The 13,027-nt window shown below is 45.7% G+C and carries 5 protein-coding genes; 1 reads left to right on the top strand and 4 read right to left on the bottom strand.

Annotation, left to right across the window (positions count from 1 at the left end):
• The 3 genes from ACYRY3_RS26645 to ACYRY3_RS26655 form a co-directional block, all read right to left on the bottom strand.
• On the bottom strand, positions 1-1,256 hold a 1,256-nt coding region (locus tag ACYRY3_RS26645), incomplete at its 3' end, for an NAD(P)/FAD-dependent oxidoreductase (RefSeq protein WP_460204778.1).
• A 170-nt stretch (positions 1,257-1,426) separates the two neighbouring features.
• Entirely contained in the window at positions 1,427-8,326 is a 6,900-nt protein-coding gene (locus tag ACYRY3_RS26650) for an SDR family NAD(P)-dependent oxidoreductase (protein ID WP_460204644.1), read from the bottom strand.
• Between the two features lie 401 nt (positions 8,327-8,727).
• Positions 8,728-9,531, bottom strand: a complete 804-nt coding sequence (locus ACYRY3_RS26655) for a response regulator transcription factor (RefSeq protein ID WP_460204645.1) — start codon at positions 9,529-9,531, stop codon at positions 8,728-8,730.
• A 968-nt stretch (positions 9,532-10,499) separates the two neighbouring features.
• On the opposite strand from ACYRY3_RS26655, the gene ACYRY3_RS26660 reads away from it, so the two are divergent.
• On the top strand, positions 10,500-10,748 hold the full coding sequence (locus ACYRY3_RS26660; RefSeq protein WP_460204646.1) for a hypothetical protein: 249 nt from the start codon (positions 10,500-10,502) through the stop codon (positions 10,746-10,748).
• Between the two features lie 958 nt (positions 10,749-11,706).
• On the opposite strand, the gene ACYRY3_RS26665 is transcribed toward ACYRY3_RS26660, so the two are convergent.
• Complete coding sequence (locus ACYRY3_RS26665) at positions 11,707-12,999, bottom strand: ribulose bisphosphate carboxylase small subunit (RefSeq protein ID WP_460204647.1); 1,293 nt, start codon at positions 12,997-12,999, stop codon at positions 11,707-11,709.
• Between the last annotated feature and the right edge of the window lie 28 nt (positions 13,000-13,027).

A 13,027-nucleotide genomic window follows, 5' to 3' on the forward strand; every position in this document is an offset into this window, starting at 1 on the left:
TTGCCTACATATACAGGCACTATAATCCCGAACCCCCACATATTTTCTAAGAATATGCGCCAGCTCATGATACTGGCGTGACCTAATTGTCTGTCATGAGCGTGGATGAGATGATTGTTAGAGCGTATAGTTCCAAGATTGAAGGCATTATAAACAGCCCGCTTCTTCTCGGCATCCGCCTCCCCTGCTAGCTTCGCACGGATGATTTCTGTGATGCTCTCAATACCAAATGACATCATCACCATTCCTAAGGAATAGAATGGATCGAAGATAGCTGCAGCATCACCGACTACGTACCAGTTGTCTTGAGAAAACAAAGTCTTACTCTTATGCGCCAATCTTGGCAAGTAATGGAAATCGATTTCTTCTCCACTCTTGATTAGCTGATAGACCAGGTTATGATTTGCTTCTAGAAAAGCATAAAACTTTTCTTTAGTGTTGACAGTTTGAGGTGGGATGACTTGATGATGGTGGGCTATCCCAATTGACAATTCCATTGTTTGAGTATCTGTCGGAATTAGCCACACCCAATGCCCGTGTCCCATCATATGATTGGTGGCATAGTAATGGCTACATGTCGCACCTAACGGGTCATAACCACCGTGAAAAATGGTGCGATCCACATTTTTGACACGTACCCATGCTGAGCCATTGTTGACCCCGTACAGGTCTTCAGAATCAAAGATGAGATTGTCTGTCTTGCGACCAACGATAAACTTGCGACCTGCAGCATCGACAACATGTTTTGCTTTAAGTTCTAAGTACCCCTCATCAACTTTGACTTTCACAGTGTTGAGGGCATCGTTAGGGGTTAGGTCTACATCAACGACACGACCATTGTAGAACTTAGCCCCCATCTCCTTATTCATTTTTAGTACGTCCCGTTCGAACTTGGCACGGTTCATCAATGTGGAAGCCAGCGAAGGTTGCCGAGTACACCAAATGTGATGGTAGTCATCAATGGTTTGTGTTGTTTCCGAGTGTTTAGGCCAATGAAAGTTCAATCCATACTTGGGAGGATGGTTTTCAATCAAGTAATCATAAAGACCCAACTCCTTGCCAAAAAAAAGTGTGGAGATTTCAACTGTTGATTCCCCAACTTTCAAATCTTTGTCTGTCCGCTCTTCCGGGCGGGGATCGACTAAGGCAACCTTAATGTTTGGAATATTGAGCAACAGATGGCGAGCTTGAGATACTCCCGCTATGCCAGCGCCCATGATCACAACATCGTAGACTTGGGACTGAGTGTTGTTCATTGACATTTCCTTTTCACTTACTAAAAGTTTAAGTTGGTAAAATTTTGGGGTTGAGGGTGATGGTGTTTCAGTCAGATGAGGTCTTTGAGCAAGCTCGTTCTGTGGCTCTAAAACACCATCACACAACGCTTGATTTGTCACCTTCACGCTTGCAGCAAGACAAGTGCTGCTTAAGAAGCCGCCTTGATATCCTGCACTACCAAAGCAACCATTTTTTCCAGACCTCGTGTCAGTCTCACTGGGAAAGTGAGGACTTTGAGTTGACCATTGGAAGCAGTATCACAGAACAGAACGCTGTCTCCTTCTATACGATCGATGACTAAGTTAATCGGCTTGGCATCAGTAGCTTTACGTAAAGCTTCCACAGCCGTCCAAATTCGCGTACCAGCATGCGCTACCGAACTTTTGGCAGCAAGTAACTGTTGCATTAGCACATCTCTCGAATTACTTAGTAAAGCCGTCCAGTCTTCCCTTGTTCGATGTGTTACTGGCTCAATATCACAACCTTGTGCTCCTCGTCCTGCAACACAAATACAAACACGCTCATCATGGGAAAGAGAAACTTCCACTCCCTGCTCTTGTAGTCCATCAACCACTGGTTTTCCGGACTCCGTCCACTTCATCTGGATTTTAGCTATCAAATTGGCATCGCTGCGAAGTAGTTGACTGATAGTTTTGTGGAATAACGGCAGTTCTCGTTCGTGACGCTCTGTTGGCGATAGAGCATGTATACCAGGAACATAGGTCAAGGAAACCTCTGGGGCGGCAACTCCCAAAATTTGGGCTTGATTGCTCAATTTTCTGCGGAGAATCCACTCATCCCTTTGACTGGGATCGGCCAGTTCTTCCACAGTAGGATTATCTTTGCGGTGCTCTAGTATCCGCAATTGATACCCATTGAGCCTTTCTACAACTTGCCCATCTACAGTAGTGGCAAAAACACTATTGTTATACTGTTTGCCTTCCCGACCTTGAGGCTGAGTGACGCCTATATAAGACGAAACATCACTATTTGGTTGGTAGATTTCAATGCTCCCGATGTGGACGGGCAAGCAAATGTCTTGCGGAATGACAAGCTGTCCAACTTGGAGTAGTGAGTCTCTGCAATACGGATCTCCCAGCCAGAATGGTCCCTGTGCCCGATTTAAACTGTCTTGTTTACCGTCTAATGAGAACGAGTTTCTTTGTGTTTGGAATACACACTCTCGGGAATTTAGAGTATAAATCTGCTGCAAGCGTTGGAAACTTGGACCCTGGAACAGCAACCAACTGTAGAGATCCGCCTGTGGCTGAATATCTAGAGGGGCTTCTGGGAGTTCGATATATTCCTTTGGTGGGTTGTTTTCGATACCCAATACAAAGATAGCAGAAAAATGGTTGATGGCGAATCCTGTCTGCTCTGTTTTGATGACCACATATACCCGTCGCAAAGAATTCTTAAACTCTCGTTCCGGTACCTCCGCCCGAATTTCAATGTCTACTCCTTTGTCCGGATCTACGACTATAGGACGCTCAAGGCGAACATCTTCAATGCGGACCGCCGAGAAGTTCCGCTCTCCCGTCACATAGGCAACTGCTTGTGCCATAGCTTCTAAGCCAAAGACAGTTGGGAAGAGGTAAGACCCCTTGTAGAGGTGATCCAACAGGTACGGATCGCGCTCCAGACATAAGTGGGTTCTGGCAACAATCTCCACTCCTGGTTCGCATAGAAGGATTTGTTCCAGAAATTTTAACTCAGCACGAGGTAAGAATCTTTGTGGATACCAAGTATCTAAGCCGCTTGACTCAAAAGCAGATAGGGCTTGCATTGGGGCTGCGACTACAATCCGGGTATCTCCAGGGTCGTTCTTTATCAGATGAAGGAATCTCGCTATGCCCGCATCTTTGGGGATCGCCTTAATCCCCATCTTTGCAAGGTTCCGAACGCTGCCCATACGTGCACCCATACCAACTTCTTCCCACACACTAAATGCCATTGTGCTCACAGCAGTTTCTGGGTGTTGGGCTTGAAAGCGGCGTAAAATCAGATCCATAGTTTCGTTGGCAAAGCCATACCAAGCATTGCGTTGCATGCCTGTAATGCCGATGACTGACGAGAACCCAACAAAAAGCTTCAGCGGTGTGTTGGCAAACGCGTGATACAGATTCAGGACGCCTTTGAGCTTCGGTCTGACTTCATCAAACGCCGATTCTGCAGATACCTGTTCTACTAGACGAGGTTTGTTGAGGGCAGCCCCATGAATCACTCCTGTGACCTCCCCCAGATCTTGCCGTATTTGCTTCAACACAGATCCTACCGCGTCAAAATCAGAAATGTCACACTCATAGTACTGGCAGGTTAATCCTTCGGCATTGAATCTTTCTAAGGTACGGGCTATCTCTGTACTTCCGCCTCCACGTCTTTCAAGGTTCCCGTGAGGGTGCGGTGAGCGTCCAACAAGCGCCATCCGAACCCCTGTATTCCTCGCTAGAGCTAAAGCACACTCTGCTGTGATGCCCTTTCCTCCACCAGTCACAAGGATGACATCATTAGATGTCCAAATGATTCCACGGTTTTGGTACTCTACAGGTTCTTGTACCAAAGGTCGAGGAACACGGCGAGTGAGATGCTCGTCATAACCTGCAGACAAATAAACGTGTGCACTTGAGAGTTCTTTAACCACACATTCTGCTAGCTTGGTTGGACTGACTTCAACAGAGAAATCAATCACTCGCACTTTTAAATCAGCCCGCTCAAGGTGGACGCTGGCGGCAAAACCAATCGCACAGCATTGCTCAATATTAGGTAGCGGTAGTTGTGTGCCAAAATGTCCGCCACCAAACTGGATATACGCTACTGTTGTGTGCATACGGGAAGCACGTGCAGCTGGAGGTGGAGTGGCTACGCTACGTAAACGCTCAATCATATCAAGCAAATGAGCGTCTGTTGATGACTCTCCGCCTATTGTACGCGGAAGCACAGCAATAAAGTGCGTGAACTCAATGCTTTCAATCAGCCCTTGAACCCTGGCTTGTGCGAAGGACACAGTTTGAGCTTGAGCCCCTTGAGTGTGGAGTTGAGCGCACAATGCTTCCGCTATGCCTAGCTCACTGGATTCGCAGAAGATAAGTACGTTTGCAGTTTGCCATTTTTCCTCTGGATGTTTGCCAAGGGTAACTGGTGTCATTTCCTCGACAACCGCCTGCACAATGTAGTCCCGCACCTGAACTTGGTGTTTGTTCTCAGGCATTCCTACTGGCACAGTCAGGTTTTTAGCTTCGCTAGCTTCTCTCAACGCAACGCCTGACCCGTTCTTAGCTCCATTCACCCCGTTCAGTACCGCTAGTGCTGCTGTTGCACCGTTGGTTCCATTACTGTCAGGCACAGCCATCCGCAGTGCCTCCGCAACCTCTTGGATCGTTGCGTTAGCCAGAGTCGTCGGGTCAATTATGCCTGCGACTCCAACTTCCTTGGCTGCGGTAGCAATCACTTCCCCTGCTTTAATCGAATCTAAATTGAGATCGTCGAGTAGTCTAATCTGCAGTGTGATGCTCTCTTGTGGGAACCCTGTTTGTTGGGCAATAAGGTTTATCAGTAAATCTTCGATTCTTAAAGTAACCCTTGATTCATGCTGAAATCCATTTGCACCGTTCAGTACTGCAGTTGTAGCTTTATTGTTGCTGCTCCCGTTACTTTCTGAAATAGCTACCCGAAGCGTGTCAGCAATCTCTTGAAGTGTTGCATTAGCCAGAGTTGTTGGGTCAATTATGCCTGCAACACCAACTTCTTTAGCTGCAGTCGCGATCGCTTCTCCCGCTTTAATTGAATCCAGGTTCAAATCATCTAGCAGTCTGATCTGTAACGTGATGCTCTCTTGTGGGAACCCTGTTTGTTGGGCAATCAGACTCACAAGGAGGTCTTCGATACTAGCGGCTTGGTTACGGCTGGCTGGAATACCTTGCTTTGGCACCGACAGAGGTACTTCAGGAGTAGAGACACGGGACACGTTATCTAACTGCGCTATTCCTAAGCCATTGAGACAAGTCGAAAGCTCCGGCAAGGTTTGTAAGTCCGCTCGGATGACTTCTGTAAGAAACTTCCCACGCTGTGAAAGGTAATTGGACAGCATCTCCCACGGCACCTGGTTCTGTTGCGTGAGCATTGAATGAAGCGAAAACTCAGACATTTGCTCTGCTGGAGATGCGCTCGTTGCGGAAACCTGGAAAGGTCTTTCTAGGGGGTTTTCAATAAAGACGCGTTCTGATGCGGGTACAAAGGGACGGACAAGACGGCCTTCATAAAGCGCTTCCCAGTTAATTTCACCGCCGTGAACAAATAGGGCAGCCAGCATAACGTTGAGATCCTGAGCCTGCCCAGGTTTCGATTCCACAGGAAAACAATTTGGCTGCTCTGAACCTACAATATCGCGTACCAGACCGGAAAGCACTTTCCCAGGACCTACCTCCACGAGCAAGTCGCAGCTTTGCATCAGCGTTTTCGCCAAAGAGATAAAGTCCACTTGCGAGACCACTTGATTTCCAAAGTATTGACGTAGTGGAAGTCCCTGTGGTGGCTGCTGCCCGTCCATACTTGAAAATAAGGGCACAGTAATCTGAGAGAGCGTTTCTGGTACCAATTCGTACTGTTGAAGGTGGTTGGCCGCAGCACAGACCAATTGAGAATGAAAGGCGTTAGAAACCGGAAGCCGGCGTGTTTGGATTCCTCGATCTGTGGCAAGTGCAATCGCCTGCTCAATACTCGCCAGTTCACCAGAAATTACCATCTGCTGCGGACTGTTAATATTTGCCAGAACGGCATAGCCACTGACTTGTTTTAACAGAGCAACAGCTATTTCCTGGGAGCAAGTCAGACTCGCCATAGCGCCTGCGCTGTTGCCGTTCCCAGATGCAGACATACACTGTCCTCGAACTGCCGCTAGACGTAGGAGAACTGACTCATCAAAGGCACCTGCGGCGTGAAAAGCAGTTAGTTCTCCAAGGCTGTGACCACCAACAACAACTGGCTTCACCCCGAGACGATTGAGGTAGCGTATCCAAAGCAGTGAAGCAAGGCAAATGGCTGGCTGAGCCACTTCGGTTTGTGCCAGTGCCTTCGTCCACTCTTCTACCTGTTCTTGATTAACAGCACGGTCTAGTGAACGGTAAATAAATTGGCTAACCTGGTTGCCTCCAACCTCGCGCAACCAGCCATCTGCACGCTCCACCAATTCCCGTGCCCAGTTATAACGCTCTACGAGGGAGCGAGCCATATTCAATCGCTGGGAACCCTGTCCGGGAAATAGAAAGCCAACTCGGTTGTGTCGAACGGCATTGCCAACCCAGACTTCTTTATGTGGAGTGACAACCACCTTGCCTTCAGAAGGGGGCGTTTCACGCAACAATTTTTCTAAAAGACTCAGGCGTTCAACCAGCTCCTCAGGCGTACACGCAACGAGCGTTGCCCGAATGGGCAGCTGTGGTTTCAGTTCGCGAGTCAAGTGCGCTGCTAAATCAATAAGTTCGCCTACGCTCAATTCTTGGGCCGTTTTCTTCAGAGTCCATGTGCGTCTTAGCAAATCAGACACAGATGGAGCAGACAGTACGAAGATTTCTGTTTCTTGATAAGAACTTAACAGAGACCTCTCTTCAATAGATGGTTGAAGGTGCTCTGCTGGGGCATCGCCAGATTCAAGGGTCACGTGACAATTAATGCCACCGAATCCCGCGCCGGTCACTCCTGCACGCAAACTCTCTTTCTGGCTTTTCACTTCTCCTTGGAGGATTGGGTAAAGACAGCGAGCGGAACTCTCAAATACTGCATTTGGTTGATTGCAGCCTGCCGACGGTGGTAAAATACGGCGGTTTACCGCCATAACTGCTTTAATTAGAGCCCCAACACCTGCCGCCGCTTTGGTATGACCGACGATGGATTTGAAGGAGGTGACACCACAGGAGCGAGGGGGTGCCTCACCGTAAGAATTCATTGCCAGGGAAATACCTTCGAGTTCTACGCGATCGCCGACAAATGTACCAGTGCCATGCCCCTCAATAAAATCGACGGTATGGGGACTGTAATGAGCTCGGTCATAGGCACGACGCAACGCCCCAGCTTGTCCTTCGCTGCTAGGCGCTGTGAGACCGCCTTTTCCATCAGAGGATATCCCCCATCCATTCAACACGGCATAAACATAGTTACCCTCGGCTCTGGCATCCTCTAAACGCTTGAGAACCACAAAACCGCACCCCTCACCCGGTATGAAGCCACTGGCCTTTCGGTCGTAAACTGTCATATCCCCGGCAGTCAGGGCACCTGTCTTAGCAAATCCTATCAGTTCAAAAGTGTCCAGGCTAATATCTACGCCACCGGCAAAGGCAAGGTCTAAATCACCATTGCTTAAAGCCGTAGCAGCATTAGCCACCGCAATGAGTGAAGAAGAACAGGCTCCATCTACCGTGTAACCGCCACCGTGGAAGTTGAAGAAGTTACAGATTCTACCTGCAATTGTGTTGGAAAGGTTACCTGAAAGCGTGTCCTCGGTAATTGGTGAGAACACAGACTTGTAATACTCCTCCATCGTCTCTGCTAAGGAGGTTACAAGTTGTGGTGGTAAGCTTTTTGCCTCTGCTGCCGCAATCAATGCACGCCGCACATAGGGCCAACGCAGCCGCAGGTTGGTGGATCGTGAAAACTCTCCTGTCATTGTGTTTCCAACTAACACACCAGTACGTTCAATGGGAACGCTTGTACGTGTGTAGCCAGAATCTTCTAAAGCCTGCAGTGCCACTTCTAAGGCTACCCAGTGAGCAATATCTGCAGTCTCTACAACTGTTTTGGGAATTCGCTTACTGACCCAGTCAAACTCAAATCCATCAATGACAGCCATACGGCTTCCGTAGGTTTTGTCTGGCACTGTGGAATCTGGATCGTAATAATCGGAAAGCGGCAATCGCCGATCTGGTGTTTGTCGAAACTCTTGCCGTCGAGCAAGTATATTTTCCCACAGTTGCCGTAGATTTCGTGCACCGGGATACCAACACCCCATTCCAATAACTGCAATAGCAGGAGCAGATGCTTCGATGTGTTTGTCCATAATTTAGGATAAGCGAAAAGGATTTATGAAAAATAACAGATTCTTGTGGCTAAAAGTATTCTTCAGTAAGGTTTAGGGAATCCGCAAAGTTTCAGGCTATGTCGCGCTTTTCTGACTCGACATTAAGGATAGGAAAATATAAATTTCCTCTTGGGAGTGGGTAAGTAAGACAAAATTTCATTTTCATTTTCTTTTCGTATTTTAAAATATTTAAGAACGATAGACAATAACTATTTAGGTGAAAAAACTAACAATTATTGTCCTACTGTTAGTAATACCAATTCTCTGTAAACTTGAGCTTAATCTTGGCTGACAAACAACTACATTGCGTAAGCTTTACAGGTAAATTAGTTGCAAAATATTAAGCTCTTCTTCATGGGGAATTGGTATAAGTAGCGTATTTATTTAATATAGCTGCAACACGTCTTTGCTTTTCTCCAGGCTTGGGGAGTTGTCCCGTGATATTGGCGAAACTGGCGGAAGAAATGAACCTCAGATTGATATCCCACCAATGCAGCAATCTGCTCCACTGTTTCTAAAGTTTCTATAAGCAAGGAACATGCCGCTGCCATTCGACGCCGAATAACCCAACTTTGCACGGTTTGTCCGGTTTGACGTCGCACTAGTTTAGAGACGTAAGCAGGAGAATAACCAACTGCCTGGGCTATCTCGTTGAGAGTAATCTGTCGGTGATAATTAGCCTCGATGAAATGGAAGACCTTTTTCAACCGGGGGTCGGACGGAAATATCAATTGAGGTGTAGTCGGTTTCGTAGTCTGAGTTTCGGGTAATTTTAGGGCTGACTGGAACAGTGCATTGTACCCCTGCTGGAGGACAGTTCTTTTTTCCAAGCAAGCTATAACTGCCCTCACTAATTCCTCTAATGTACAGGGCTTCGTAATATAGTCATCTGCTCCTAATTCCATGCCTTTGCGAATGTCAGCCCGAGTTGCTTTGGCAGTAACAAAAACAAAAGGGATAATCGCTGTGGCAGCGTTTTCACGCAGCGCTCTTAGAACACCATAACCATTAAGTTCTGGCATTATAATCTCGCTGATTACTATATCGGGTAAGTGCTCTTGTGCCCCCTGAACACCGACAAGACCATTTTCTGCACCGATCCCCTCGAACCCTTCTTTCTCCATACATTTTAAAAACCTGTTGCGGGTTTGTTCCTCACTTTCAATAACCAAAATCTTTGTCATTGTCTTCCTTTGATATTTAATTATTGTCAGTTATAAAAATGAGCAAAGTAGTCAGTGGAATACCTGCCAACTATTGAAGTAGACATAAAACTTATTCTTCTTTTAAGCTGGATGTCTATCCAAACGGTTATTTTCAAAGATGAACGAGGGAAGAGCCCTTGAGGATGAATATGGTGCGCGACATTCATAGATTACATTCCTCTAAAAATAGTGCAATTAATTATGGTGGCTATGATTGACATAGCGCTGTGTGTTACTACCAGATTGCACTTGTGTAGTGATGACTATAGCTAAAAGTTAGGTGTTCGGGTCTTCAACTGCTACCTCTGTGGTAACTCCGTTCCTGTTTATTAGTTTTACGCAAAATGTTTGGGTTTGTAATGTTTATTAACATTTTTTTTAAAATGCATTTGTAAAATAAAAAAACTAAAGATTGAACTTGCACATTGCAAAAAATTTGATTATGTGGTAACGACAATAGTAGACATAAATCAAGTCAACTTAGTAGGGTTTTTAACCTAGAGAACATACGCCCTCCTACTTCTTATATAGGTGTAAGTGAAATCAAATTATGCACTTAATAAGATGGAACGTGGATTGTAGATTGCAATTCATCTGCAGATACAGACAATGCTTCCCTGACGCTCGCGTACTTTATGTATAATCCAGTTTTTGTGTACAGTACGTAAGTTCTAAAAATGTGTACTAGCGATAGCTTCGATCCTGCCCGGAGGGCAAATCGCGGCATACTCTACCTACCACTTAGTTCCTATATTCACCTGTACTACATAACTTGACGGCTTATCTTTATAGCAATCCTAAATCATTGATGAGAAAACACTTTATTCGTGAACCTTAGGAAGGTCAAAAATTTAACCATATATTGTCAACGCTTAATTAGTTCTGACCTAAATGCCAGCAAGTGGCATTTGATTATGGAGTGTCTAAACATCCACTAATCAGAATCTTTGGTACGATGGATTACCAATCAGGAAGGAATTCCCCTGAAAACTTTAGGTGTTAAGGGCAAGTCTGGCATCCTGCAATCGATGGAAACTCGCGCCGAGTTTCTTGCCAATCCCAAACACAAAATTGTCTTTCATATTACCCCAAAGCACTGTTCATGGCTCAATAAGCGTCGAAATTTGGTTCAGCATTTTAACAGGCAAACTTTTACAAGAGGTAGTTTCTCCTCTCATTTTGATAAAATTTTTTAATAATTGCATCCTTGCCATCCTCATTAGTTTGCTACAAATAGTTCCGGATTGCTATAGCTCATCTCTAGTTCAATTCTTGGCTCATAGCTTTAACCTTGGAATCCATGCGTAAGCTCTAACCTTGCTTTTCTACAGCAGTTTCTCCGTTATAATGCGAGATAGACATTCGTCTGGATACTCCTTGCAAAACTCTGCCTAAGACTCAGAATCAAGAATTTAAAAACCAACAAGTTGTTACAAGCTTTACATTATATACGGTTAACCTATAAGCCACAGGAGCTGAGCCTAAACCAGTCGCTGCTATACGCAGTAATAAATTGCTCTGACAAATGACTCTCGCAATCAGTTTATATTACAGTAATAATATCAACTTCTGTCTTTAGAATGATTTACATGAGGCTTCATCCGCGCAAAGTATAAACAATGCTCGTAGCAAACTAACGATACGCGGTGGTGGGTAAAAATGAAAAAAATGCCCGTTCTCAAACACAATTCATTACAACCCCCATTCCTCACCCTAACTGTCATACACGGGAATTATCAAGGAATAAAATTGTACCGTAACTACAGTAAAAACAGCGGACAAAGCGTGATGAAGACTGGGAGCTAACACATCCAAGTCATTCTCAATTATTAGCAGTGAGAATGTAATACATTTTCTAACGTATTTTATAAATAAATTTCTATTGCGCTCTACTCTTCATTTAGTTAATATGTACTACTTCTTTGTGTTTTTTGTATGTGTGATATCTGGGGTGCATAATGGGGGTTCGAGTCAAAAACATTCTAGATAAGCGATCTGCCCTCCGGGCAGGAGCGAGGCTATCGCACTCGAGCTGCAAAAGCCCCGACTTCGCAAAAGTTGTGAAGTCAGTTAACCGAATTACTTCGATTTACTACGAATTACTTCGTTTTGTGTACTTCTCGGGGCTTCAATCAACCTAAAACCTCATTGTGATTACCGACTTCCGACTTTCCCATTCGGGCGTTGAATAATCGTTTCCACAACTCGCCGCTTCGCCTTTGGATCGATTCCTACCAAGCGCACGTACTCATTGCGATGTTCTGTCAGACAAGATTCTAGAGTTGAGATAGCATCCTGTTCGCCATAAATTTGGCTTGTGGCGAAACTTTGCCAAGAACCGGTACGGAAACGGCGCTCATCTACGTATTCCACACCGAGCTTGTAACCTTGAGCTATTATCTGACGTACTTGTTCTAATGTTTCAGGTTGCAATTTTGTGTTGGATACTTGTTGTGTTGAGTAGCCATTCCCATTTGTTGATGTTGCAGGCTGAGTTGAACCATTAGCTGATGGCTGATGAGTTGGTGTTGCAACAGGAGAGGGAGAAGCAGGTTGATAGTTTGAGCGCATCCGGCGATTGTACTCACTAACCAATCGAGAATCATCAACTCGTTTTTGTTCGCCAACCATCAAGCCAGCCATCTCAAGTAAGTGAGACAAGCTAAAATCAGGCTTTCTAAATTGTGGCGGTTCTTCAGCGCTATTGACTATACGCTGGGACACACGCTCAATCCCTACTTCATGAATAAAGTGGCGGATTTGTTCGTCATAGATTTGGGAACGCAAAGCGCTGAAGAAATCGACCGACTGATTTGGGTAAGTATCCACAAGTTGTTCAACTTCCCGTTGCGAAAGACCGTCTTCACTAAATATTCCGCCAACAATGCCGACTTTATCACTGCGATCCGGTTCCCAGTAAAACTTCTCCATCCTGCCATCACGAATGAGTGGGGCGTAGAGGGTAGAGAAATCATTGCCTGTCACAATGATGGGTACGCGATGTAAAGGTGTGGCGTCGTAACTACCCGGTAGTTGCACATCAGTTGGATTATCAGCAATATTCATTAGTGTGGCATTCACCAACTGAGTATTTACCGTATATTGAGTGCCTTCATCAAAACGCCCAGCACCCGCATCCAAATCGTTAATCATCAGCACGCACATTTTACCGCGCACGCGAATGAGTTCTGCTGTTTCTCGATAGCGCAGACGAATGAGACGTGCTGGATCGCCAGCATCTGGGCTTTCCATTTCACCACCGGATATGAGAGTCACCTCGACGCCCATTCTCTCGAAGACTAACTCACATTGAAAAGACTTGCCCTCGCCTTTACGACCATGAATACCCAGAATCAAGGGAACTCGGATACCGGGTAGGTTGAGATAGTTTTTGGTCAAGTGGACAGCAACTTTGTCCAAAAAGCGAGGAGAAATGTAATAACTCATGAACGGCTCCGATTGTTTCAATCCCCAC

Source organism: Scytonema sp. NUACC21, from assembly GCF_054684315.1.